This window comes from Lutibacter sp., assembly GCF_046055765.1.
Lineage (GTDB): Bacteria > Bacteroidota > Bacteroidia > Flavobacteriales > Flavobacteriaceae > Lutibacter.
This window is the reverse complement of sequence record NZ_JASFZF010000028.1, coordinates 1-25,533: the sequence shown is the minus strand read 5'-3', so window position 1 is coordinate 25,533 and position 25,533 is coordinate 1. Positions and strand designations below refer to the sequence as shown.

21 protein-coding genes are annotated in these 25,533 nt (G+C 29.8%); 9 read left to right on the top strand and 12 right to left on the bottom strand.

The annotated features are described in order from the left end of the window. The 3 genes from QM495_RS03200 to QM495_RS03190 form a co-directional block, all read left to right on the top strand. Nucleotides 1-2,615 (top strand): Ig-like domain-containing protein (locus QM495_RS03200; protein ID WP_408670666.1); only part of this gene is annotated, 2,615 nt, incomplete at its 5' end. Nucleotides 2,616-2,631: 16 nt separating this feature from the next. Further along, on the top strand, nucleotides 2,632-3,558 hold the full coding sequence (locus QM495_RS03195) for a type IX secretion system membrane protein PorP/SprF (protein ID WP_408670665.1): 927 nt from the start codon (nucleotides 2,632-2,634) through the stop codon (nucleotides 3,556-3,558). A gap of 25 nt (nucleotides 3,559-3,583) precedes the next feature. Beyond that, nucleotides 3,584-5,173 carry an OmpA family protein gene (locus QM495_RS03190; RefSeq protein ID WP_408670664.1) on the top strand — a complete coding sequence of 530 codons (1,590 nt, stop codon included), beginning with the start codon at nucleotides 3,584-3,586 and terminating at the stop codon, nucleotides 5,171-5,173. Between the two features lie 263 nt (nucleotides 5,174-5,436). On the opposite strand, the gene gcvP is transcribed toward QM495_RS03190, so the two are convergent. Beyond that, on the bottom strand, nucleotides 5,437-8,280 hold the full coding sequence (gene gcvP, locus QM495_RS03185; protein WP_408670663.1) for an aminomethyl-transferring glycine dehydrogenase: 2,844 nt from the start codon (nucleotides 8,278-8,280) through the stop codon (nucleotides 5,437-5,439). Between the two features lie 138 nt (nucleotides 8,281-8,418). On the opposite strand from gcvP, the gene QM495_RS03180 reads away from it, so the two are divergent. Beyond that, a complete protein-coding gene (locus tag QM495_RS03180; protein WP_408670662.1) occupies nucleotides 8,419-9,255 on the top strand; it encodes a hypothetical protein in 837 nt (278 codons plus the stop codon). A 17-nt stretch (nucleotides 9,256-9,272) separates the two neighbouring features. Continuing rightward, nucleotides 9,273-10,079: a class I SAM-dependent methyltransferase gene (locus QM495_RS03175; protein ID WP_408670661.1), complete on the top strand. Its 807-nt coding sequence runs from the start codon at nucleotides 9,273-9,275 to the stop codon at nucleotides 10,077-10,079. A gap of 44 nt (nucleotides 10,080-10,123) precedes the next feature. On the opposite strand, the gene QM495_RS03170 is transcribed toward QM495_RS03175, so the two are convergent. Together QM495_RS03170 and QM495_RS03165 are read right to left on the bottom strand one after the other, a co-directional pair. Further along, entirely contained in the window at nucleotides 10,124-10,897 is a 774-nt protein-coding gene (locus QM495_RS03170) for a zinc ribbon domain-containing protein (protein ID WP_408670660.1), read from the bottom strand. Nucleotide 10,898: 1 nt separating this feature from the next. Then, nucleotides 10,899-11,993, bottom strand: coding sequence for a Nif3-like dinuclear metal center hexameric protein (locus QM495_RS03165; protein WP_408670659.1), 1,095 nt, complete (start codon nucleotides 11,991-11,993; stop codon nucleotides 10,899-10,901). 94 nt (nucleotides 11,994-12,087) lie between these two features. On the opposite strand from QM495_RS03165, the gene lpxK reads away from it, so the two are divergent. Together lpxK and QM495_RS03155 are read left to right on the top strand one after the other, a co-directional pair. Further along, on the top strand, nucleotides 12,088-13,125 hold the full coding sequence (lpxK, locus tag QM495_RS03160) for a tetraacyldisaccharide 4'-kinase (RefSeq protein WP_408670658.1): 1,038 nt from the start codon (nucleotides 12,088-12,090) through the stop codon (nucleotides 13,123-13,125). Next, entirely contained in the window at nucleotides 13,097-13,909 is an 813-nt protein-coding gene (locus QM495_RS03155) for a purine-nucleoside phosphorylase (protein ID WP_408670657.1), read from the top strand. The genes lpxK and QM495_RS03155 overlap by 29 nt, the downstream gene beginning before the upstream one ends. Before the next feature lie 7 nt (nucleotides 13,910-13,916). Here the strand turns inward: QM495_RS03155 and QM495_RS03150 are convergent, their stop codons facing one another. Genes QM495_RS03150 through QM495_RS03135 form a run of 4 tightly spaced genes read right to left on the bottom strand, consistent with a single transcriptional unit; the run spans nucleotide 13,917 to nucleotide 17,486 of the window. Beyond that, complete coding sequence (locus QM495_RS03150; protein WP_408670656.1) at nucleotides 13,917-14,807, bottom strand: exopolyphosphatase; 891 nt, start codon at nucleotides 14,805-14,807, stop codon at nucleotides 13,917-13,919. A gap of 1 nt (nucleotide 14,808) precedes the next feature. Further along, a complete protein-coding gene (locus QM495_RS03145) occupies nucleotides 14,809-15,297 on the bottom strand; it encodes a SixA phosphatase family protein (protein ID WP_408670655.1) in 489 nt (162 codons plus the stop codon). A 30-nt stretch (nucleotides 15,298-15,327) separates the two neighbouring features. After that, entirely contained in the window at nucleotides 15,328-15,975 is a 648-nt protein-coding gene (gene pdxH, locus QM495_RS03140) for a pyridoxamine 5'-phosphate oxidase (protein ID WP_408670654.1), read from the bottom strand. A 50-nt stretch (nucleotides 15,976-16,025) separates the two neighbouring features. Beyond that, nucleotides 16,026-17,486, bottom strand: coding sequence for a sodium:solute symporter (locus QM495_RS03135; RefSeq protein WP_408670653.1), 1,461 nt, complete (start codon nucleotides 17,484-17,486; stop codon nucleotides 16,026-16,028). A gap of 77 nt (nucleotides 17,487-17,563) precedes the next feature. Between QM495_RS03135 and recR the strand changes: the two genes are divergently transcribed. Together recR and QM495_RS03125 are read left to right on the top strand one after the other, a co-directional pair. Beyond that, nucleotides 17,564-18,175, top strand: a complete 612-nt coding sequence (gene recR / locus QM495_RS03130; protein ID WP_408670652.1) for a recombination mediator RecR — start codon at nucleotides 17,564-17,566, stop codon at nucleotides 18,173-18,175. 3 nt (nucleotides 18,176-18,178) lie between these two features. After that, nucleotides 18,179-19,324, top strand: a complete 1,146-nt coding sequence (locus QM495_RS03125) for a glycosyltransferase family 2 protein (RefSeq protein WP_408670651.1) — start codon at nucleotides 18,179-18,181, stop codon at nucleotides 19,322-19,324. Between the two features lie 425 nt (nucleotides 19,325-19,749). On the opposite strand, the gene QM495_RS03120 is transcribed toward QM495_RS03125, so the two are convergent. The 5 genes from QM495_RS03120 to QM495_RS03100 form a co-directional block, all read right to left on the bottom strand. Continuing rightward, on the bottom strand, nucleotides 19,750-21,807 hold the full coding sequence (locus QM495_RS03120; protein WP_408670650.1) for an acetate--CoA ligase family protein: 2,058 nt from the start codon (nucleotides 21,805-21,807) through the stop codon (nucleotides 19,750-19,752). Nucleotides 21,808-21,817: 10 nt separating this feature from the next. Then, complete coding sequence (locus tag QM495_RS03115) at nucleotides 21,818-22,402, bottom strand: indolepyruvate oxidoreductase subunit beta (protein WP_408670649.1); 585 nt, start codon at nucleotides 22,400-22,402, stop codon at nucleotides 21,818-21,820. 11 nt (nucleotides 22,403-22,413) lie between these two features. Next, a complete protein-coding gene (locus tag QM495_RS03110; protein ID WP_408670648.1) occupies nucleotides 22,414-24,033 on the bottom strand; it encodes a thiamine pyrophosphate-dependent enzyme in 1,620 nt (539 codons plus the stop codon). 231 nt (nucleotides 24,034-24,264) lie between these two features. Further along, complete coding sequence (locus tag QM495_RS03105) at nucleotides 24,265-24,816, bottom strand: CopD family protein (RefSeq protein WP_408670647.1); 552 nt, start codon at nucleotides 24,814-24,816, stop codon at nucleotides 24,265-24,267. Nucleotides 24,817-24,819: 3 nt separating this feature from the next. Next, a partial coding sequence (locus QM495_RS03100; RefSeq protein ID WP_408670646.1) for a ferrochelatase occupies nucleotides 24,820-25,533 on the bottom strand: 714 nt, incomplete at its 5' end.

Genomic DNA, 25,533 nt, shown 5'->3' with positions numbered 1-25,533 from the left:
CGGATGCAACGACAGTTTATACCATCGCAGCAGGAACAACAAGTTTGGCAACACCGATTAGTATCACAACGATCAATGATGGTGTTTATGAGCCAACAGTAGAGGACTTTACCGTAACGTTGAATGATGTTACGATTAACAGTCCAACGACAGAAGCGATAACAACAACAGTATTAACCGCAACAGGAACAATAGAAGATGCTACTAGTGTGCCAATTATAAGTATTAATGCTACAAACCAAGCTAATGAACCAGATGTAAATGGAATGTTTACGTTAAATTTAACTAATCCTATAAGTATTCCTACGGTTATTTCTTATTCTATTACTGGAACAGCAACAAATGGAGTTGATTTTCAGACAATAGAGGACAGTATTATAATTCCAGAAAATACTTACTCAATATCTATTACAGTGAATGTAATTGATGATTTAATTATTGAGAATACTGAAAGTGTTATTATTGCGCTTGAATCTTCAAGTAATGCTGTTTTAATTAGTTCTTTGGTTTCAGAAAGTACTGCTACTGTGAATATTATTGACAATGATTTTACTGATGGTGTTAGTGGCTTGAGTATAGATGATGTAACGGTAAATGAGTCATCAGGAACAGCAACGTTTACCGTAACTTTAATCGGCGCGGTACAAGGTGGATTGACCGTAGATTTTACAACTGTAGATGGCAGTGCAGTTCAGCCAGGCGATTATACAACAAACAGCGGAACTTTAAGTTTTGATGGCACCGATGGTGAAGAAGAAACCATTAAAGTTGCTATCACTGATGATTCGGTAATTGAACTAACAGAGAGCTTTACGGTAGACTTAAGTGGTTTGTCAACGACTCTAACAGTAATCAATGACGGTGAAGGAATCGGAACAATCATAGATTCAGATATTGATGTTCAAGATGATACAGCAACTACAGATGAAGATACTGAAGTAATTATATCCGTATTACTTAATGATACTTATGGTTCAGATGACGTAGTAGTAATAACCGATGTAACAACACCATCAAACGGAACAGTTGTAATCAATGCAGATAATACGGTAACGTATTCGCCAAATCCTGATTTCAATGGAGAAGATAGTTTAGATTATACAGTTACGGTAACAAATTCAGATGGAAGTACAACAACGGAAACGGCAACAGTAATTATTACTGTAAATCCAGTAAGTGATGTTCAAGATGATATAGCAACAACCAATGAAGATGAAGCTGTTACAATTTCAGTATTGGCAAACGATGTTTTTAATGCTTCAACAGAAGTAGCAGTAACCAATGTAACCACACCATTAAATGGAACAGTTGTAATCAATACAGATAGTACTGTAACATATACACCTAATGCTGATTTCAATGGAGAAGATACTTTTGATTATGCGGTAACGGTAACAAATTTAGATGGAAGTATAACAACGGAAACAGCAACAGTAACAATTACTGTAAATCCAGTAGGAGATATTCAAGATGATACGGCAAGTACCAATGAAGATGAAGCTGTTACAATTTCAGTATTGGCAAATGATGGATTTGATGCTTCAACAGAAGTAGCAATAAACGATGTAACCACACCATCAAACGGAACAGTTGTAATCAATGCGGATAATACTGTAACATATACACCAAATCCTGATTTCAATGGAGAAGATAGTTTTGATTATACAGTTATGGTAACAAATTCAGACGGAAGTACAACTACGGAAACAGCAACGGTAAGCATTACTATAAATCCAGTAAGTGATGTTCAAGATGATAATGCAGAAACTATCGATCAGGAAACAGTGGAAATTGATGTTTTAGCGAATGATTCTTTTGATGTAAATACAGCTATTGAAATTACATCAACTACAACACCTTCTAGCGGTAGTGTTGAAATTAATTCAAACGGAACTGTTAGTTATTCCGCAAATGAAGGTTTTTATGGCGAAGACGTTTTTGAGTATACGGTAACGGTTGCAAATACAGATGGTAGTACAACAATAGAAACAGCTACAGTTACAGTGACAGTTTCGTTAACACCATTTGCAATTGATGATGAAGTGGTAACGGATGCTAATATTCCAATTGATATTGATGTATTAGAAAATGATTATGATGAGGATGGAACTATTAATCCAGAATCTGTGGTAATTACAGAGGAACCATTTAATGGAACGGTGGTTGTAAATACTGATGGAACGGTAACCTATACGCCTAACGTTGATTATATTGGTGATGATACTTTTGTTTATCAAGTTTGTGATAATGATGGGCTTTGCGATACTGCAACAGTTACAGTTATTGTTACAGGTGTATTAGCTGCGGAATTAATAATTCCTCAAGGATTTTCACCTAATGGAGATGGAGTTCATGATACCTTTGATATAACAGGTTTAATTAATTTATATCCTAATTTCCAACTTCAAATTTATAATAGATATGGAAATAAAGTTTATGATTATACACATAATGGAAATCCTTTAACTCAACCAATTTGGTGGGATGGTTTTTCAAGTGGACGTATGAATATAAATGGTAAAAAACAAGTTCCTGTAGGTACCTATTTCTATATATTGCATTTTAATAAAGATAATGCAAAACCTAGATCAGGATATGTTTATTTAAATAGATAATTAGTAATTTTGAATTATGAAAAAAATTAAAGCTATTATAAAAATAATTGTGTTGTTGTTAACAGCTTCAACAATGTACGGTCAGCAAGATGCTCAATATACACAGTATATGTATAATATGAATGTTGTTAATCCAGCATATGCAGGTTCTCAAAATACGCTAAGTATAGGTTTGTTAGGGCGCTCTCAATGGGTTGGAATTGACGGAGCACCAAAAACATATACATTTGATATTCATGCACCTATAAAAAGAAATGTAGGATTAGGCTTTTCTGTAATAGCAGATGAAATAGGGCCTGTAAAAGAACAAAATGTCTATGCAGATTTTTCTTATACAATTCAAACGTCAGAAAATGCTAATTTAGCATTGGGTATTAAAGGTGGTTTTAGCTTTATGGATGCTAAATTGAGTCAATTGGATTTAGGAGATAATATTCCAGATGATTTATTTACAGATAATGATTTGAACAAAACTTCCCCAAATTTTGGGGTTGGTGCATATTACTATACTGATCGGTTTTATTTAGGAGTTTCTATGCCTAATATGTTGAAAACCTTACACTTTGAGAAAAAAGGAGGTGTAGTTGCTAGGGCTGCTGAAAACATGCATTATTTTATCACATCAGGGGTTGTATTTAACGCTTCGGATAATTTAAAATTAAAACCATCTGTAATGTTTAAAGCGGTTAAAGGAGCTCCACTATCAGTTGATTTATCAGGAAATGCATTAATTAATAATAAATTTGAATTAGGACTTTCTTGGAGATTAGATGATTCTGTAAGTGGAACATTTAATATTTTAATATCGCCATCAACAAGAATTGGGTACGCTTATGATTATACTTTATCTAATTTAGGTGATTTTAACTCTGGTTCACATGAAGTATTTTTGTTGTTTAATATTAGTAACTCAAGAGCAGGTTTATCACCTCGTTTCTTTTAAGTTAACATAAATTAAAATTTTTAAAATGAAAAAAGTTTTTATAATTCTAGTAATGTTTATAAGTATATTAAATTATGCTCAAGACAAACAAGAAAGATATAGCATCAAAAATTTAGCTATTAATAATGCTTATTCCAATTTTGGAACCTCATTTTTTGGAACAGACAAAATGATTTTTGCCGCTCCGACAAAACGAAGTTTTATAATAAATAATACTTGGAAACCAAATGGCCAACCTTTTTTAGATTTATTTGAAGGTACAGTTTCAACAGATGGAGAAATAACGAATGTAAAAAAATTCTCTTCCAATGTTAACACAAAGTATCATGAAGCTGATGTAACTTTTACTAGAGATAAAAAAACAGTTTATTTTTCACGTAGTAATTATTTTAATGGAAAATATAAAAAGGATACTTTAGGAATAAACAGAATACAAATGTATAAAGCTACCGTTGGCCCTAATAATGAATGGACTAACATTGAAAATTTACCGTTTAATAACGATAACTATTCAACTGGGCAACCTACTATAAGTGAAGATGGTAAAACCTTATATTTTGTATCTGATATGCCAGGAACCTTTGGAAAAACAGATATTTTTAAAGTTGCAGTTAATGATGATGGAACTTATGGTAAACCAATTAATTTAGGGACTGAAGTAAATACTGCAGATAGAGAAATGTTCCCTTTTATTGATGGTAATAATGATTTATATTACTCAACTAATGGTAGACCAGATGGAAGAGGAATGTTAGATATTTATGTAAATAGAATTACTTCCGATGGAATTTTACCTGCGGTGAATTTAGGAGATAATATGAATAGTGAAAGAGATGATTTTGCTTTTATAATAGATAAAGATAAACGTAGCGGCTATTTCTCATCTAACAGATTTGGGGGCAAAGGAGATGATGATATCTATTATTTTCATGAAGAAATTCCTTTGGTTTATGAATGTGATCAAACGATTACCATAATAGTTAAAAGTAAAAAAACAAGAGATGTTATTCCTAATGCCAATATAAATATTTATAATGGAACAGCATTGTTAGTTGAAGGTGAAAAGAATAATGATAAAGGAGAATATGTTTATAATGCAGATTGTGAGACCACCTATAAAATAGAAGCAAGTAAAAAGTATTATATTACTACATCAAAAGTAATTAAAACATCAAATAAAAATAAAATTAATCAGAATGTAGAATTATTTTTACCTGTGGATGAGTTTATTGTTTTACGTGATAAAGTTATGATTGATGTTAATTCTATTTATTTTGACTATGATAAATTCAATATTAGGCGAGATGCTGCGTTAGAATTAGACAAGGTGGTAGCAATTATGGAGAAATATCCAAAGTTAATTGTTGAGTCAGGGTCACATACCGATTCAAGAGGGCCAGATAGATATAATATGGTATTATCAGATAAAAGAGCAAAATCAACAGTGGATTATATAATTTCTAGAGGTATTTCTCCTGAAAGAATTACAGGAAAAGGTTATGGAGAAACACAGTTAACAAACAGATGTTCAAACGGTGTAAGATGTTCTGAGGAAGAACATCAATTAAATAGACGAACAGAGTTTGTTATTGTAAATCCTGAGGTTATAAATTAAATTGAAATAAATAAATATAAAGATCTAATGGTTTTAATATATATATAATTAAAGAATATACTACAGTTGTGGGGACGACGATTTCTTTAGTTAATTAAAACTGTTGGTTTTCTATTTTGTGTATTTATAAAAGACAAATGATAATATACTACAGTTGTGGGGACGACAAATATTATTACTTTTATTAAATCTACATAGGTAGAAAAGGAAAGTCTCGAGAGTTTTCTCGAGACTTTCTAATTTTATATAAAAAAATGATATAATTATTTATAATCTTCAATTGGATTACAAGAACACACTAAGTTTCTATCCCCAAAAGCATCATCAATTCTAGCAACTTCAGGCCAAAATTTATTTTCTTGTAAATAAGGTAAAGGAAAAGCAGCTTCTTTTCTTGAATAAGGATAATCCCATTTATCTGAAGTAACCATTTCAAGCGTATGTGGCGAATTTTTTAAAGCACTATTCAAACCACCATCTTTTAAAGAATCAATTTCACCCTTAATACTTATTAGAGCATCACAAAAACGATCTAACTCTTCTTTGCTTTCACTTTCCGTAGGTTCAATCATTAAGGTATCGTGTACAGGAAATGAAACGGTTGGAGCGTGATAACCATAATCCATCAATCGTTTAGAAACATCGGTTACATCAGCACCTTTTGCTTTAAATTCTCTAAAATCTACAATCATCTCATGGGCTGCAAAACCATTTTCGCCAGCATATAAAATTTTGAAATGTTTTTCTAATCTAGCTTTTACATAATTTGCATTTAAAATAGCATATTTTGTAGCTTCTTTAAGCCCTTTAGTACCAAGCATTTTAATATATCCATAAGAAATTAAAAGTACCAAAGCAGAACCCCAAGGAGCCGATGAAACTGAACTAATAGCTTTTTCTCCACCAGTTTTAACAATAGGATTTGATGGTAAAAATTGAGCTAAATGTTTTGCAACACAAATTGGTCCAACACCAGGACCACCACCACCATGTGGAATAGCAAATGTTTTATGTAAGTTTAAGTGGCAAACATCTGCACCAATAGTAGCAGGGTTGGTTAACCCAACTTGAGCGTTCATATTGGCACCATCCATATATACTTGTCCACCATTAGCGTGAATAATTTTTGTAATTTCTTTAATAGAACTTTCAAAAACTCCATGAGTTGAAGGATAAGTAACCATCAAAGCACCTAAATTATCCTTATAAAATTCTGCTTTTTCACGTAAATCATTTACATCAATATTTCCAGCTTCTGTAGATTTTGTAACTACAACTTTAAATCCAGCCATAACTGCTGATGCAGGATTAGTGCCGTGTGCAGAAGAAGGTATTAAACAAATATTTCTATGTTTATCTCCATTAGCTAAATGATAGGCTCTAATTACAGATAAACCAGAATATTCACCTTGTGCTCCAGAATTTGGTTGTAAGGAAGTTGCGTAAAAACCAGTAATTTCATTTAAGGATTTCTCTAAATCTGCAATCATATCTTGATATCCTTGAGCTTGATTTAATGGTACAAATGGATGTATATTTCCCCAGTTTGGCCAGCTCAATGGTAACATTTCAGTTGCAGCATTTAATTTCATGGTACAAGAACCTAATGAAATCATAGAATGGTTAAGCGATAAGTCCTTATTTTCTAATTTTTTTAAATAACGCATCATTTCTGTTTCTGAATGGTATTTATCAAAAACTTCATTAGTCATAAAATCAGTCGTTCTTTTAAAATCTTGAGTAAACTCATTTTCAACTACTGCATCAAATTTTACAGTAGTTTTTCCTTCTGCTTCAGCTAAAATTGCTAGAATTTCATTTACATCATCAATATTTGTTGTTTCATTTAAAGAAATATTAACAACATTTTTATCAGGATATAAAAAGTTAATTTCTTTTTTCTCAGCAATTTCTTTCACTTTAGTATCGTTGGAAACCCTAACAGATAGAGTGTCAAAAAATAAGGAATTTTGCTGTTTAATATTTAATTTTTTTAATCCTTCATTTAAAGTTATCGCTAAATTATTAATTGTTGAAGCAATATATTTTAAGCCATCAGCACCATGGTAAACACCATACATACCAGCCATAACCGCTAACAAAACTTGAGCTGTACAAATATTTGAAGTCGCTTTTTCTCTTTTAATATGTTGTTCACGAGTTTGTAACGCCATTCTAAGGGCGCGTTTACCAGTTTTATCTTTTGAAATACCAATTATTCTACCTGGAATGGTACGTTTATAACTTTCTTTTGCAGTAAAATAACCTGCATGAGGACCTCCATAACCCATTGGAATACCAAAACGTTGGGTTGTTCCTACAACAACATCTGCGCCCCATTCACCTGGAGGTGTTAATAACACTAAACTTAATAAGTCAGCAGCAACAGCAACTCTAATTCCATTTGAATTTGCTTTAGCAACAAAATCAGCATAATTAAAAATTTGACCACTTTTACCTGGATATTGAACTATGGCGCCAAAAAATTCAGTTGAAAAATCAAAACTTTCATGATTTCCGATAACTAACTCAATTCCAAGTGGATTTGATCGGGTATTTAAAACACTAATGGTTTGAGGGAGCAATTCTTCAGAAACAAAAAACTGATTAACTTCTGATTTTTTTTGATCACGGCTTCTTGTATTAAAAAGCATAATCATGGCTTCTGCAGCTGCAGTTCCTTCATCTAATAAAGATGAATTGGCTAAAGGTAATCCAGTTAAATCACTTATTATTGTTTGATAATTTAACAATGCTTCTAATCGACCTTGTGAAATTTCAGCTTGATATGGAGTATAAGAAGTGTACCAACCTGGATTTTCTAATACATTACGTTGTATTACACTTGGTAAAACGGTTGGATGATAACCTAAACCAATATAATTTTTAAATAATTTATTTTTATTTGATAAAAGTTGAATTTTTCTTAAATATTCAAATTCACTAATAGCTTTGGGTAAGTTTAATTCATTTTTTAAGCGAATATCTGAAGGAATTGTTTTATCAATTAGTTCGTCTAAGGAGGTAACTCCTATAGTTTTAATCATTTCTTTAACCTCATTTTCTCGAGGGCCTAAATGTCTTAAAACAAAAGAATCTGTTTTCATTTATATAGGTTGTGTGTGTTAATTTTAAACACACAAATTTAATTAAAATAAACGAATAGGATGGTTAATTTTGCTACATAATATAAGTGTATAAAAAATTAAAATATTAATATAAAATCAAAAAACTACATTTGTGTAATGAATAGTTTAAAAAAGGTATTTGATTTTTATATTTTCAGTAATATTCACGTTGGTATTGCTGGATTTTGTTTAGCAAAAATATCTTTATTCAAATTTGGAATACATTCAAATTTAGCACCTTTGCTAATTGGGTTTTCAATTATTATTTCTTATAATTTTATACGTTATTTTGAAATAAATTCTAAACGGCTAGGTTGGTTTAAGTCTTGGTTTTTTCAAAATGAAATAAGGTTAGTTTGGGTTTCTATTTTAGCATTTTTATGTTCCATTTATATTGTTTTTTTTACTAAATTTAATTTTGAATCTTTGTTCATTATATTTCCATTTGGGTTTATTACGGTGTTTTATGCCATTCCATTATTTAAAATTGGTAAGCTACAAGTTTCCTTTAGAAATTTTCCTGCGATTAAAATATTTAGCATTGCTATTGCATGGGCAGGGGTAACGGTTTTATTTCCTTTATTAGAACAAGGATATCATTTTAATTATGATGTTTATTTGGAGTTTTTACAACGTATTTTAATTTTAATCGCTTATACAATTCCTTTTGATATTAGGGATGTTAATTTAGATGATAAGCAATTAAAGACAATTCCTTTATTAGTTGGGGTTAGAAATTCTAAAATAGTAGGCACTATTTTGTTGTTTTTATTTGTATTACTAGATTTAGTAAAACATAATTATTTTGAAAAAGAAAATTTTTCTCAAATTATAATAGCAGTTATTGTACTTTTATTTCTGTGGAATGCTACTACCAAACAATCAAGGTATTATACAAGTTTTTTTGTAGAATCAATTCCAATATTATGGTTTTTAAGTATTCTTTTATTTTAAAATAAAAGTTTGTAATTATGAATAAACATCAAAAATATTTTAGCGTTAATAAAGAAACTTGGAATAAAAAAGTAGGCATACATCTAAATTCTGATTTTTATGATGTAAACGGATTTTTATATGGAAAATCTTCCTTAAATAAATACGAATTAGACGAATTAGGAATTATTAAGGATAAATCATTGTTGCACTTGCAATGTCATTTTGGATTAGATACCTTAAATTTATGTAGGTTAGGAGCAAAGTGTACAGGAATAGATATTTCAAATGAAGGAATTGTTCAAGCGAAAAAATTAAATGATAAAGCAGGACTTGACGCTGTTTTTATTGAAAGTAACGTATATGATATTCCAAAAAAAATAGCTGAAAAGTTTGATATTATTTTTACTTCTTATGGTGTAATAAGTTGGTTGCCAAATTTAAATACTTGGGCAAAGATAATAGCTGATAAATTAAATAAAAATGGATTTTTTTATATGATTGAATTCCATCCAATTATTTGGATGTTTGATTATCTTCAAAATCCACCAAAAATGATACATCCTTATTTAAATAGCAGCGTTATTTATGAAGAATATGAAGGAACTTATGCCAATTTTAATTCCAAAATCATCAGTAAAGAATACAATTGGAACCATGGGTTGGGAGAAGTTGTTTCTGCTTTAACAAAGGCAGGATTACATATTGATTACTTGCATGAATTTGAAAAATCACCTTATAATTGCTTCCCGGATATGGAAAAAACTAAAGATGGTATGTTTGAATTCAAAAAAAATAAAAATTTATTTCCTTTACTATTTTCAATAAAAGCAACAAAAAAATAAGGGTATTCATTTGAATACCCTTATTTTTAAATATGTATTAGTAATTACTTAAGTAAGTTACTTATTTTTTCTTTTTCTTCTTCAGCTAAAGCACCATCAACTAAAATTCTACCGCTATGTTCATCAATAATAATTTTTTTTCTACCAGCAATTTCAACTTGTCTTTGAGGTGGAATAGTAAAAAATGAACCTCCTGAAGCACCTCTATCAATAGAAACAACTGCTAAACCATTTCTTACACTAGTTCTAATTCTTGTATATGCTTTTAATAATTTTTCATCAATTAATTTAGCATATTCTACTGATTTTTTAACTAGTAAAGTTTCCTCTTTAACCGTATCTTTCATAATATCTTCTAATTCAGCAGATTTATGTTTTAATTGGTCATTTTTTTTAGCAATTAACTCTTTAGTTGTAGTAATTACTTCTTTTTTTTGTTCAACTTTTACTTTAAATTCTTTAATTCTTTTTTCAGCAAGTTGAACTTCAAGTTCTTGAAATTCAATCTCTTTACTAATAGAATCAAATTCTCTATTATTACGAACGTTTTTTTGTTGCTCGTTATATTTTTTTATTAATGATTTAGCTTCATCAATATTTAATTTTTTAGTAGCTATATCACTATTCGAATTTTCTACTTCGGTATCTAAATTAGATAGCCGCTTGTTTAAACCAACTATTTCATCTTCTAAATCATCAATTTCTAAAGGTAATTCGCCTCTAACATTTTTAATTTCATCTACTCGTGAATCAATTAATTGTAAATCGTATAGAGCTCTTAATTTTTCTTCAACGGTAACTTCTTTCTTTTTAGCCATATTATAAGTAATAAATTGGATTGGTGTTTTTATTCGATAAAACGACTGCAAAATTAGGAAATTTTTTTGTAAGAATATCAACTAAAAGATTTTTTGTGAAATGTTCACTTTCATAATGTCCTATATCTGCAATAACTAACTTGTTTTCAGCTTTATAAAATTCGTGATATTTAACGTCCGAAGTTATATATGCATCTGCTTTTGAACTAATTGCGTTGTTAATAGCAAAGCTACCTGAACCGCCTAACACAGCAACTTTTTTAATGGGTTTGTTTAATAATTTAGAATGCCTTATGCATTTTGTTTGCATTGTTTTTTTTAAAAAGTGTAAAAATTCGGTTTCATTTTTAGGTTTATCGAACTCACCAACCATTCCTATACCAATTTCTTTGTTGATATTATCAAGCGAAATGATATCGTAAGCAACTTCTTCGTAAGGATGAGCATTTAAAAGCGCTTGAATAATGTTGGCTTGTTTGTGCTTTTCAAAAATTACACTTATTAGAACTTCATTTTCAGTATGTATTTGTCCTTTTTTACCAATGACAGGATTAGCATTTTCATTAGCTCGGTAGGTTCCAAATCCTTTAGTGTTATAACTACATTGGTCATAATTTCCTATGTTTCCAGCACCAACTTTAAACATCGCATTTCTAACACTTTCAGCATTTTCAAGTGGAACATAGGTTATTAATTTTTTTAACGTATTTTTTTGAGGAATTAAAATTTTAGGATACTTTAAACCTAAAACTTCACAAATTTTCGCATTAACGCCAATAAATGAATTGTCTAAAGCAGTATGCATGGCATAAATAGCAATATTGCTTTTTATGGCTTTTATTACCACACGTTCTACATAATTTTTACCATTCAATTTTTTTAATCCTGAAAAAATAATAGGATGAAAACTTACAATTAAATTGCAATTCTTTTCTATGGCTTCATCTATAGTTATTTCTAAAGTATCTAAAGTAACTAATACACCAGTAACTTCAGTAGTGTAGCTGCCAATTAGTAAGCCAACATTATCAAAATCTTCCGCATAATTTAACGGAGCTATGGTTTCAATACAATTGGTGATCTCTTTTATTTTCATTCTAAATTTTAAATTTATACACAAATATAAGTTAGCTTTTAAAGTTAACCTAATTATGTAAAAATTACTAATATGTTTTGTAAATTCGCATTTAGTGAATTTATTAAGAAAAATAGCATTTCCTTTTTCCTATCTGTATAAATGGATAACTAGTTTTAGAAACTATTTATTTGATATTCAGTTTTTAAAATCAACAGAATTTGATATTCCGACTATAGTTGTCGGAAATTTAAGTGTTGGAGGTACAGGAAAAACACCTCAAATTGAATATTTAATTCGGTTGTTAAGTGAAAAATATAAAGTTGCTGTTTTAAGTAGAGGATATAGTCGAAAAAGTAAAGGTTTTATGATTGCTGATGAAACTTCAAATGCTGAAATTATTGGAGACGAACCTTTTCAATATTTTCAGAAATTTAAAAACATTTCTGTTTGTGTGGATGCTGACAGAGTTCATGGAGTTCAGCAAATCTTAAAATTTAAACCAAATACAGAGTTGGTTTTGTTAGATGATGCTTTTCAACATCGTAAAATTAAAGGGGGACTAAATATTTTATTAACTTCTTTTGATAATTTATATAGCGATGATTCTATTTTGCCAAGTGGTAATTTAAGAGAAACTGCAAAAGGAGCCAATAGAGCAAAACTAATTATAGTTACTAAATGTCCAGAAAAATTAACTGAAGATGAACAATTTGAAATTGCTAAAAAATTAAATCCGAGGTTGTCTCAAACAATATTTTTCACTTCAATTAGTTATGATACTGTTTTAAAAGGTAATCAAGAATTACAAGTTGAAGATTTAAAAGGAAGTGAAATTTTATTGGTTACAGGAATCGCAAATCCAACGCCATTATTACGCTATTTGGAAAATAAAAATATAACATGTAACCATTTAAAATTCAAGGATCATCATCATTTTTCAGATCAAGATATTGCTAACATAAAAAATAGATTTGGTGAAATTCAAACAAATAAAAAGATAATTTTAACCACAGAAAAAGATTATGTTCGTATCTTTGACAAATTGCCTAATGTCTATTACATAGCCATAAAAACAATATTTATTAATCATAAAACAGATTTTAACAATCTTATAAATACCTATGTGGAATCAAGTACAAGAAACCGTTGAGTTTTTAAAAAATAAAGGAATTACAAGTCCAGATTTTGGAATAATTTTAGGAACAGGATTAGGAAACCTAGTTAGTAAAATAGAAATTGAAATTAAAATACCTTATACAGATATTCCAAATTTTCCGGTATCAACTGTTCAAGGTCATAAAGGTGAATTAATTTTTGGTAAAATAGGATCTAAAAAAGTGCTAGCTATGCAAGGAAGATTTCATTTCTATGAAGGTTGGCCTATTGAAAAAACTGTATTTCCTGTACGTGTTATGAAATATTTAGGGGTTGAAAATTTAATTGTTTCTAATGCTTCTGGAGGTGTAAATTCTAATTTTTCTGTTGGAGACATTATGATTATAACCGATCATATTAATTTAATGCCCATTCATCCTTTACATGGTAAAAATGAAGATCGTTTTGGACCGAGATTTGTAGATATGCATGAAGCTTACAGTAAAAAAATGATTGCTAAAATGGAAAGCATTGCTAAAAAGTTAAATGTTCCAGTTCAAAAAGGTGTTTATTTAGCGTTACAAGGTCCAACTTTTGAAACTCCTGCCGAGTATAATATGGTAAAAAATATGGGAGGTGATGCTGTTGGAATGTCCACAGTTCCTGAAGTTATAACGGCAAAACATATGGGTATGACATGTTTTGGAATTTCGGTAATAACAGATATGGGAGGTGATGATTTTGTATTAGAAGTATCTCATGAAGAGGTTCAAAAAGTAGCAAAAAAATCAGAAAAATTAGTAGGTAAATTGGTAGAGGAGTTTGTTAAACAAAGCTAATATTAAATTATAACTTATTGAAGTATAAGTTTTTAATAATACCATCTGCTAATCCAATTTTTGGAACATAAATTTTATGCGCTCCACTCCATTGCATAGCAGATATATATATATTAGTTGCAGGAATAATAACATCTGCTCTATCTGGATTTAATCCTAAAACGGTAATTCTATCTTCAAAGCTCATGTTTTTTAAGAACAGATATTGATTTTCTAGATATTGTAATGATAATGATTTTCCAATTGGTTTTTCAGACATTTTAAACAGTTTATTAATATTTCCCCCTGAACCAATTACGGATAAACTTTTTAAATGATTTGTATTTTCAATTACCCATTGCTCCATGGTTTTCCAAATGATTTGTTTGGAGTCTTTGTTTCGCAATCGGACCGTTCCAATTTTGAAGGATTTTGAGTTGATGATTTTTCCATGCGAAAAAACGGTAATTTCGGTACTACCACCACCAACATCAACATATAAATAAGATTTATGTTCATCAATAATTGAAGTTAAGTCTGTAGAAAAAATTATTTCAGCTTCTTTTTTGCCATCAATAATATCAATTTTAACACCAGTATTTTTAAAAATAGATTCAACTACATCATTTCCATTACTAGCTTCCCGCATAGCGGAAGTTGCACAAGCTTTATATTTTTTAACGCCATGAACCTCCATTAATAAACTAAAAGCATGCATTGCCTTTTGCATGCGATTTACGTTATTTTCAGATATTTTGCCTGTTATAAAAGTATCTGCACCTAAACGAATTGGAACTCTAACTATGGCTGATTTTTTGAAAACTGTAGCAGTTGTATTTTTATCTATAATTACATTTACCACAAGCAGTCTAATGGCGTTAGAACCGATATCAATACCTGCAAGTTTCTCAATTTTCATATTATTTGTAATTTTTCGGAAATTCAGTCAAAAAAGTTTCTCCAGATTTTATATTTTTCCAATGATTGTTTTCAAACTTAATTCCAATAACACCACAAGTAGGCACATGGCTTAGTATTTGGTCACCAAATTTATTTACAAAATCACTAATTCCGTGATCATGGCTAAAAATGATTGCGGAATCAAAGCTGTCATCTAAAGCTTTTACGGTTTTAATTAAATAACCATCACTAAAACTGAATAGTGATTTACTTATTTTTAAGTTCGCAAGCGGATAGTTAAAAGAGTAGCTAAAAATCATGGCCGTATGTAATGCACGATTTGCACAACTTGCCACAAAAACATCTGGGCAGGCAACTTTTTTTTGCAACACAGCTGAAATTAAGTAAGCATCATTAATTCCTCTTTTTTTTAAAGGTCTATCAATATCATTAATACCTTCATATTCCCAAGAAGATTTTGCATGCCTAACAATATAAAGTGTTTTCATAGGTTGTGGTTTCGTTTCAAATATAAAAAATCAAGGAGCTAATCTATCAATTTTCCAATCATAATTTTTTTGTAAGGTATAAATTATTCTATCGTGCATTCTGTTAGGTCTTCCTTGCCAAAATTCAATGCTAATAGGTTTTACAATAAATCCTCCCCAATAATCTGGACGAGGAATTTCTTGATTTTTAAATTTTTCTTCGAATTTTTTTAATCGATTATCTAAATATTTTCGTGAAGGAACTATTTCACTCTGGTCAGATGCCCAGGAACCTAGTTTACTTCCGTCTGGCCTAGATTCAAAATAACCATCAGATAAATTTTCTGCAATTTTTTCGGCAGTTCCTTTTATAATTACTTGTCGTTCTAAATTATTCCAAAAAAAGGATAAACAAACGTTTGGATTATTTAAAATCGCTTTTCCTTTTTCACTTTGGTAATTGGTGTAAAAAATAAATCCTTCCCAAGTATATTTTTTAAGTAAAACTACCCTGCTTTTAGGATAACCATCTAATCCTATGGTAGAAATTGTCATAGCATTAGGTTCTATATTACCACCAAATTCTTCAACTTCATAAAACCATTTTTGAAAAAGTTCCATCGGATTTTCCAATACTTCTTTTTTTGAAAGTTCACGTTTATTATAAACTTTTCGATAATTACTTAGGTCTTGTCCCATTTAACAAAAATAAAAAATCTTTTGATTGAAGTTATCCTTTTAATATTTTATTATTTTCTTTTTTGAAGTGCTAAAAGTCCGATAAAAGTTATGCAACCATTTACTATTAATAATTCATAACCAAAAACGTAACCATTTAATAGTGATACGGAATAATCATTAATTAAATAAGTTAATGCAACAGAAATTACGGCAACAAGCCATACCCACTTATCTTTAATAGTTATTTTAGTGAAAATTCCAAAAGCAAAAAGACCTAGTAAAGGACCATAAGTGTATGATGCAACTTGTAATAAACTACTAATTACATTATCTTTTAGTAAATATCTAAAACTAATTATTACTAAAATTAAAATGATAGAAATGCTAATATGAACTTTTTTACGAATAGCTTTTTGCCTATTTTTTGGTTTGTTTTCGATATTTAAAAAATCAACACAATACGATGTGGTTAAAGAGGTTAAAGCACTGTCTGCACTTGAATAAGCTGCAGCAATAAGTCCCAAAACAAATAAAACTCCTATTGTTTTTCCTAAATTACTTTGTAAGGCAATTTCGGGGAAAAGTAAATCCGTTTTAACACTACCATCAACTACAGGAATGTAAATGTTAAATTTATGTGCGTAAATAAACAATAAAGCGCCTAAAGTTAGAAATATAAAATTTACAATAATTAGAATAAATCCTAAGGATAACACATTCCATTGGGCTTCTTTAGTGTTTTTACAAGTCAGGTTTTTTTGCATCATATCTTGATCTAAACCAGTCATAGCAATGGCAATAAACATTCCTCCTAAAATAGATTTTATTGCATATTTTTTGTCATTAAAATCATCAAAAAACCAAATTTTACTATAATGTTTGAACTCCGTAGAAGCAAACAAATCGGTTAAAGACCAATTTAATTGATTCATAATGAAATAAATGGATCCAAAAACGGCAATTAACATAAACAAAGTTTGTAAAGTATCTGTCCAAACAATGGTTTTTATACCACCTTTAAAAGTATAAATCCAAATTAAAAGAATGGAAAGTATAACGGTTATTTCAAATGGAACATGCCAAGCATCAAAAATAAAATATTGTAAAACGGAAGCGACTAAAAACAAACGAAAAGAAGCACCTAAAACTCTAGAGATAAAAAAGAAAACTGCTCCGGTTTTATGAGTTGAAGTACCAAATCGTATTTTTAAATATTCATAAATTGAAGTTACTTTAAGGCGATAATAAATAGGAATTAATACATAAGCAATAACAAAATAACCAAACAAATAACCAATTACAATTTGCATATAACTAAATTGGGCACTTTGCACCCAACCAGGAACTGAAATAAACGTTACACCAGAAAGTGAAGCGCCAATCATTCCAAAAGCAACTACATACCAAGGTGAATTTTTATTGGCTTTAAAAAAAGTTTCATTGCTATCATTTTTACTTGTGAAATGTGCAATTAATAAAAGTAATCCGAAGTAAGCTATAATAAGTAAAAGAATATAAATTGGTTTCATTTAAAGCTATGAATGTTTGGAATAACAAAGAAACTAAAATTATTGAGAATATCGTTTCATAATATTACATTTGCGGTATGAATTTTTCATCAAAACTTTTAGAAAATGCTGTAAATGAAATAGCTCAGTTTCCTGGAATAGGAAAAAGAACGGCATTGCGTTTGGTTTTACATTTATTAAAACAGCCAAAAACGCATACGCATCAATTGGCAAAATCATTAAATAGTTTAGTGGATGATATTAAATTATGTAGTAAATGTCATAATATTTCAGATCATGAAGTTTGTGAAATTTGTAGAAATCCTTCTAGAAATGAAGAAATTATATGTGTTGTTGAAGATGTACGTGATGTAATGGCTATTGAAAATACTGCTCAGTATAAAGGATTATACCATGTGTTGGGCGGCAAAATATCGCCTATTGAAGGAATTGGTCCTCAAAATTTAACTATTGATAGTTTAGTTGAAAAAATAAAAAAAGGAGGAGTAAAGGAAGTTATTTTTGCTTTAAGCTCAACCATTGAAGGTGATACTACCAATTTTTATATTTTTAAACAATTAGAAAAATTTAATGTTCAAACTTCTACTATTGCCAGAGGAATTTCTGTGGGTGATGAATTGGAATATACAGATGAAATTACTTTAGGAAGAAGTATTACTAACCGAATTCCTTTTGAAAAATCACTATAAGTAATGGATATTTCGGTTGTTATTGTAAATTATAATGTTCAGTACTTTTTAGAGCAATGCATTTTAAGTATAAATGCAGCATCTACTAATTTGAAAGTTGAAATTATTGTGGTGGATAACAATTCTACCGATGACAGTTGTGACTTATTATTAAAAAAATATCCTGAAGTTGTTTTAATTCAAAACAAAAAAAATGTAGGTTTTTCTAAAGCTAATAATCAAGGAGTAGCCACAGCTAAAGGGGAATATGTTTTAATATTAAATCCAGATACCGTTTTAGCTGAAGATACTTTAGATAAAATTTTTGCTTTTGCTAAAACTAAAAATAATTTAGGTGCTTTAGGTGTAAAGTTAATTGATGGTTCTGGTAATTTTCTACCTGAAAGTAAGCGTGGAATTCCAACTCCTCAAGTTGCGTTTAACAAGTTGTTTGCTATTTCAAGTAAGCGAACCGGAAAATATTATGCAACACATTTAGCAGAAAATGAAAGTGGTATAATAGCTATTTTAGTTGGAGCTTTTATGTTTATGAAACGATCTATTTATAATGAGGTAAATGGTTTTGATGAAGCTTATTTTATGTATGGTGAAGATATTGATTTGAGTTATAAAATTTTAAATAAAGGTTATCAAAATTATTATTTTTCAGAAACTACTGTAATTCATTATAAAGGAGAAAGCACTAAAAAAGACACAAAAAATCTAAGATATTTTCACGGTGCAATGAAAATATTTTATGATAAACACTTTAAACTAAATAAAGTCTATGATTTTTTAATGAGTTTTGGAATTGAATTTTGGTTTTTTCTAAAATGGTTTAAATTCAATTTTTCAACTTCAAAAATTAAACCGATAGCAGCTGTTTTATATTTTGGAAAAAATAAAAAAATAAGTAACTATTTTAAAAATAAGCAATTAATTGTTTCAAAAGAATTACTAAATCATTTTGATGATATAAAAGATATTCTTAAAAAGAACCAAATTGACACTTTAGTTTTTGATAATGATATTAGTTCAAATACTCAAATTATTCAGCATTTTGAAAAATTAAAATTTGAAAATGTTGCTTTCAAAATTCAACCAAAAAATGCCAATTTTTTGATTGGAAGTACAAGTTCAGAAAATAGAGGAGAGGTAGATTTGTTATAACTTGAATTGACGTTATTGATAACCAACACGTCATTATGAAGTTTTGATAAAAACTGAAGTAATCTATGAAATTTTAGTTACTGTCATGAGATTGCCACGGTTGTACCGCCCTCGCAATGACAAGTTCCATTTATGAGATTGCCACGTCGCTGTGCTCTGTTATCCCTGCGCACGAAAATGAAATTTTGTTTTAGAAGAATTGTTTAATTTATGATAAATAATATTTTAGAAGTCAGTAGTTAGTTACATAATTAAAATAATAATTAATTACTTCATTGTCAATAAATTACAAAACATAAAAAAGTTTGTTCGAGCAGAGTCGAGAACTGTTGTTACACTAATTAGGTCTCGACTCCGCTCGACCTGACACTATTATTGGAATTAGAACTTACTTAGCATATTTAACTACTGACTTCTATAATATTTTATTTCTCAATTCGTATTCTTGCATCTACCGCTACAATTTCTTCTGAATTTCCTAATAACGGATTTAAATCTAATTCTATAATTTCTGGCGCAACAGTAACTAAATTAGAAATTTTTATGATTATTTCAGCAAATAAATCTTCATTAATTCCTTTTTGATTTCTAACTCCTTGAATTATTTTATACGATTTTAAATTGCAAATCATTTCAGTAGCTTCATTAAATGATACTGGAGCTAAAGCCGCGTTTACATCTTTTAAAACTTCAATATAAATTCCACCTAAACCACACAATACTAAATGTCCAAAATCTCCTTCTTTTTTAGCACCAATAAATAGTTCAATTCCTTTTTTCATAGGTTGAATTAAAACGCCTTTTGCTCCTTCAATTTTCATGATTTCATCAAAGGAATTTCGTAATTTTTCTATGGAATTTATATTTAAAATAATTCCACCAACATCGCTTTTATGAATTGGACCAACAATTTTCATGACCACAGGAAAGTTTGTTTTTTTCATGGTCGTTTCACATTCATTTACAGATGTACAAATAAATTCTGGTACCACAGAAATTTGAGCCAATTCTAAAATTTCTTTTACAGTATTAGGTGCTAAATATCCATCAGTTGAATTATTTATAAGGCTTCTTATCGCTTTTTTATTGATGTTCTCCGTTGAAATAGATTCATTTTGAAGACTAGAATTTACCATGGTTTTAGCTAAGGCATTTCCAAACAATACTTCATCAGGAAACATTACATTTCCTTTTTCAATAAAATAATCAATTTCTTTTTTAACATTTACAACGGATGGTAATACTGGAAAAATAGGTTTTTTACAGCTTCTCATTTTTTTATCAAGCACATCATAAACATCATACACTTCAAACAAACCAGGGCTACCAAAAATAACTACCATAGCATCAATTTCATCAAATTCATTTTCGCAATAATCAATAATCGTTTCTAATTGTTCTGCGGTTCCTGTTGCTAAAAAATCAATAGGATTAGCTACGGATGATCCAAAAAATAATTTTTCAAGCAATGCTTTACTTTTTTTACTTTTTATTTCTGGAACATTTAATCCGTTTTTTGACAAGGCATCGGTAAGCATCACTGCCGGACCACCAGCATGCGTAATAATAGCAATATTTTTTCCTTTTAATTCATGTAGCATAAAAATGGAGGCAACCGTAATTAATTCATTTCTGCCATAACAGCGTACAATTCCAGCTTTTTTAAACAAGGCATTAACAGCAACATCAGAATTCGCTAAAGCGCCAGTATGAGAACTTGCTGCTCTACTTCCTGCAGAGGAACTTCCTGCTTTAATAGCTGCTATTTTACATCCTTTTTTAATTAAAGAGCTTGCGTGTTTTAATAGTTTCTCAGGATTTCCAATGCTTTCAATATATAATAGTTTTACTCTTGAACTTTCAGAAGAATCAAAGGTTTCATCTAAATGTTCCAAAACTTCTTCTACACCAATTTGAGCAGAATTTCCTACAGAATAAACACTTGAAAAAGTTAATCCGCTTGCCATAGCGGCTTCAATAATAAAAACAGCTGTAGCGCCTGAACCTGAAATAAAATCAACTCCTTTTTTAGCTAGTTTTGGAATAGGAGAGGTAAATACACCTGCATAATTCTGATTGATTAAACCAATATTATTTGGACCCAATAAGCTTCCGCCAACAGCATTTATTTCTGCTACAATTTGTTGTTCTAATTTTGCACCTTCTTTATCTTTTTCGCTAAAACCTGCAGAAAATATAATAAAACCTTTGGTGTTTTTTTGTTTGGTTAACACTTTTATGGTTTCCAAAGTAAACTTTGCTGCAATGGCAATTATAGCCAATTCAACTTGTGGAATATCAGCAATGTTTTGATAACATTTGATGCCTTGGACTTCAGTTTCCTTTGGGTTTACAGCTATTAAATTTCCTTTAAACTGATGATCTATTAGATTTTTAAGCACGCTGCCACCTGGCGTATGGATGTTGTTAGATGCGCCAATAACGGCAATGCTTTTAGGAGTGATTAGGTTTTTATGTAACATTTATAAAAATTTATAAAACAAATTCAGTGGCAACTTCTTTTCCTTTATCAAAAGCTTCTAAATTTTTATTAACAATACGTTCTCCTTTTCGTTCAAAAAGTGTCGTTATCGCTTGTTTTAGGCTTTCTTCACTTAAAGGAAGTTTTGAAGAAGCTGCACCAACTAAAACAATATTAGTTGCTCTTGAGTTTCCTAAATCTTTCGCTATTTTTTTAGCATCAATTAAAATATGATTTGGATGTGATTTAATTTCATCATAAACAGTTTTTAGTTCCGGATAATCTGCTATATTTTCAAAAGGATTGGAATCTGTTACTAAATATCCATCTTTTTTTAAATAAGGTAGATAACGTAATAATTCCATGGGTTCAACGGAAATAATGATATCTGCTTTTCCAAGAGGAATTAAATCAGAAAAAATTTCTTTATCCGAAATACGAACGTGTGAATGAACAGCACCACCGCGCTGACTCATTCCGTGAACTTCAGATTGTTTTAAGTATAGATTGGATGCAATTGCAGCGGTATCTATAACTGCAGCAATTGTTAAAATCCCTTGTCCGCCAACACCTGCTAATACTATATTTGTTTTCATTTTTTTTAATTTTAGTTTAATGCAACGGATTTTATTGCTTTTAATTTATCCTTTTTTTCTTTAGGAAGTTGTACACAAGGGCGTTGTGAAATAACTACAGAAACGCCTTGATAATTTAATTCATTTCTAATTAAATCTACATTTTCATCCATATTTTTGTGAAGTGGAGTTATAATTTTTAAATGTTCTTCTTCAACGCCAATTCCTTTACAAATAGAAATTAATCTTCCAGTTGCAGATGAATCTTGAGCACCAGTCATTGCAATGGCAGAATTGTCTGAAATAATTACGGTAATTGGTGTTTTTTCGATTACTGCATTTAATAAACCAGTCATTCCTGAATGTGTAAAAGTAGAATCTCCAATAACTGCTATTGCCGGATGAATTCCTGCATCTGCAGCACCTTTTGCCATAGTTATAGAAGCTCCCATTTCAATTAAAGCATTAATACTTTTGTAAGGAGCTAAAGCTCCTAGTGCATAACAACCAATATCACCAAATACTTGTTGACTTTGTTCTTCCTTTTTTAATTGATTTATAGCATCAAATAAATCTCGATGACCACAACCTACACATAATTCTGGTGGACGATTAGCAACTACTTTTGGCTTTTGTTCGGTTTCTTGAATTGGTAAATGCAATGCTTTTGCAATGCTGTCAGGGTTTAATTCTCCAACTCTATTTACATCAAGGCTAAGTCTTCCAATTACCTTGCGTTTTTCACCTAAAAAATCAGAAATCATTTCTTCAATAAATGGATAGCCTTCTTCTAAAACTAATACTTTATCGCAAGTATCAAATAAATATTTTACTTGTTTTTTTGGAAGTGGATATTGTGAAATTTTTAAAATTGGATAAGGACAAGTTGAATCTTCATAATTTTCCATCAAATAATTATATCCAATTCCTGAAGCAATAATACCAATGGATTTATCTGTTCCCTGAATTAATTTATTATAAATACTATTTTCGGCTTTTTTTTCAAGCTCAGGTTGAATAGCTACCAAGCTTTTATATAATCCTCTAGCATAAGAAGGGATTAATGAAAACTGAGTTGAATTTGATGGAAGTTTAACTTCATTTTGAGCTTTTTGAGTATCGCTTATTTCTACACCTGCTCTTGAATGTGATAACCGGGTTACCATTCTTAACAAAACGGGTAATCTAGTTTCTTCAGATAAATCAAAAGCATATTTAGTAATATCATAAGCTTCTTGTTGATTAGAAGGTTCTAAAATTGGTATCATCGCAAATTTACCATAAAAGCGAGAATCTTGTTCGTTTTGTGAGGAATGCATTGATGGATCATCGGCTACAACAACAACTAAACCTCCGTTAATACCGGAAATAGACATATTCATAAAAACATCAGCGGCAACATTTAAACCAACGTGTTTCATAACCGCCATGGCTCGTTTACCTGCATAGGACATTCCTAAGGCAGATTCCATGGCAGTTTTTTCGTTAACCGACCATTTTGAATGAATATTTAATGCTTTCGCAGTTTTAGATTTTTGTATGTACTCTGTTATTTCTGTTGATGGTGTTCCTGGATAAGCATAAACACCTGATAATCCGGCATCAATGGCTCCTTGTGCTAATGCTTCATTTCCTAATAATAATTTTTTCATAAAATCACATTTATATTTGAAAAGTTTTGTGATTGTAAAATTAGATAAAGGAAACGGTTTTTAAAATGACTTTAGTCATTAAGTAACTTGTAATATATTGATTTTTAGATTATTGTATATTTAAAATCTTATCAATATAATTAAAAAAATTACTGTTGAATTGTGATAAATATTGAAGAGAATGTATGGTAAGTCTATAATTTTTATGGATATGATAAATTAGAAGAAAAATTATTTAGTTTCCCAACTATTTTTGTTTCTGACAGATTTGTATAATTTAATTCCTAACATTAGTAAAATGGAAACGCCAACAATTCCAAGTACGCCAAAAACCCAACCCAAAGCATCCTTTAAAACTACCAAAAACACACAAGCAAATAATATAATGGTTGCAACTTCATTCCAAATTCGTAAACTGAAAGAGGAATATTTTAAATAACCTTTACTAGTTTGGTTATACATAATTTGACAAGACCAATGATAGGCAAAAAGCAAAGCAACAAAACCTAATTTTATCAGCATCCAATTAGTTTGCAACCAGGCAGGATTTAAAATTAGTAACCAGACAGCGAAAAAAGTGGCTAAAATAGCAGAAGGCCACGTTATCATATACCACAATCGTTTAATCATTAATTGGTATTGTTTTGTTAGAATTTGTTTTTCCATTTCCGGTTTTTCTTCAGCTTCTTTAAAATAAATAAATAAGCGAATGATATAGAAAAGACCTGCAAACCAAGTTGTTATAAAAACAATGTGTAACGATTTTATATATAAATATTCCATAAATTAAGAAATGTTAGTCCAATTTGTAATCCATTTAGCTATGGTTTGCACCCAATCTTCATGGTCATTTAAACAAGGAATTGTATAAAATTTTTCACCTCCATTTTCTAAAAATGATTTTTTTGCTTCCATGCCAATTTCTTCTAAAGTTTCTAAGCAATCTGAAACAAAAGCAGGAGTTACTACCGCTAAATTTTTAATTCCTTTTTTTGCATAATTCTCAATAGTATCGCTAGTATAAGGTTGTAACCAAGGATCACGACCTAAACGAGATTGAAACGAAGTACTATAAGTTCCTTCATTTAAATTTAATGTTTTAGCTACTAATTTAGTGGTTTCGTAACATTGATGTCGATAACAAAATTCATGAGCTGGTGATGGAGTATTACAACAACTTCCATCAATTTTACAATGTGATTTTGTGATATCCGATTTTTTAATATGCCTTTCAGGAACTCCGTGATATGAAAATAGTAAATGTTGAGGTTGAACATTATTTATTTCCTGTTGAATGCTGTTGCTCAATACTTTTATATATTCTTCTTTATTATAAAATGCAGGAAAGGTTTTTAGTTTAACAGAAGAGTATTTTTTTTTGATGATTTTTTTAGCTAAAACTTCAATGGTTTCTGTGGTGGCCATCGCAAATTGCGGATACAACGGAATTAACAAAATTTCAGAAACACCTTGTTTTACTAAACTATCAATTCCTTTTTG

Coding starts and splice junctions, on each gene's coding strand:
- gcvP (WP_408670663.1), bottom strand. CDS start 8,280: ATGAAAACAGATTCTTTTGTTTTAAGACATTTAGGCCCTCGAGAAAAT.
- QM495_RS03155 (WP_408670657.1), top strand. CDS start 13,097: ATGTGGAATCAAGTACAAGAAACCGTTGAGTTTTTAAAAAATAAAGGA.
- QM495_RS03110 (WP_408670648.1), bottom strand. CDS start 24,033: ATGAAAAAATTATTATTAGGAAATGAAGCATTAGCACAAGGAGCCATT.
- QM495_RS03105 (WP_408670647.1), bottom strand. CDS start 24,816: ATGGAATATTTATATATAAAATCGTTACACATTGTTTTTATAACAACT.
- QM495_RS03115 (WP_408670649.1), bottom strand. CDS start 22,402: ATGAAAACAAATATAGTATTAGCAGGTGTTGGCGGACAAGGGATTTTA.
- QM495_RS03135 (WP_408670653.1), bottom strand. CDS start 17,486: ATGAAACCAATTTATATTCTTTTACTTATTATAGCTTACTTCGGATTA.
- QM495_RS03120 (WP_408670650.1), bottom strand. CDS start 21,807: ATGTTACATAAAAACCTAATCACTCCTAAAAGCATTGCCGTTATTGGC.
- QM495_RS03175 (WP_408670661.1), top strand. CDS start 9,273: ATGAATAAACATCAAAAATATTTTAGCGTTAATAAAGAAACTTGGAAT.
- recR (WP_408670652.1), top strand. CDS start 17,564: ATGAATTTTTCATCAAAACTTTTAGAAAATGCTGTAAATGAAATAGCT.
- QM495_RS03145 (WP_408670655.1), bottom strand. CDS start 15,297: ATGAAAACACTTTATATTGTTAGGCATGCAAAATCTTCTTGGGAATAT.
- QM495_RS03195 (WP_408670665.1), top strand. CDS start 2,632: ATGAAAAAAATTAAAGCTATTATAAAAATAATTGTGTTGTTGTTAACA.
- pdxH (WP_408670654.1), bottom strand. CDS start 15,975: ATGGGACAAGACCTAAGTAATTATCGAAAAGTTTATAATAAACGTGAA.
- QM495_RS03165 (WP_408670659.1), bottom strand. CDS start 11,993: ATGAAAATAAAAGAGATCACCAATTGTATTGAAACCATAGCTCCGTTA.
- QM495_RS03180 (WP_408670662.1), top strand. CDS start 8,419: ATGAATAGTTTAAAAAAGGTATTTGATTTTTATATTTTCAGTAATATT.
- QM495_RS03150 (WP_408670656.1), bottom strand. CDS start 14,807: ATGAAAATTGAGAAACTTGCAGGTATTGATATCGGTTCTAACGCCATT.
- QM495_RS03170 (WP_408670660.1), bottom strand. CDS start 10,897: ATGGCTAAAAAGAAAGAAGTTACCGTTGAAGAAAAATTAAGAGCTCTA.
- QM495_RS03190 (WP_408670664.1), top strand. CDS start 3,584: ATGAAAAAAGTTTTTATAATTCTAGTAATGTTTATAAGTATATTAAAT.
- QM495_RS03125 (WP_408670651.1), top strand. CDS start 18,179: ATGGATATTTCGGTTGTTATTGTAAATTATAATGTTCAGTACTTTTTA.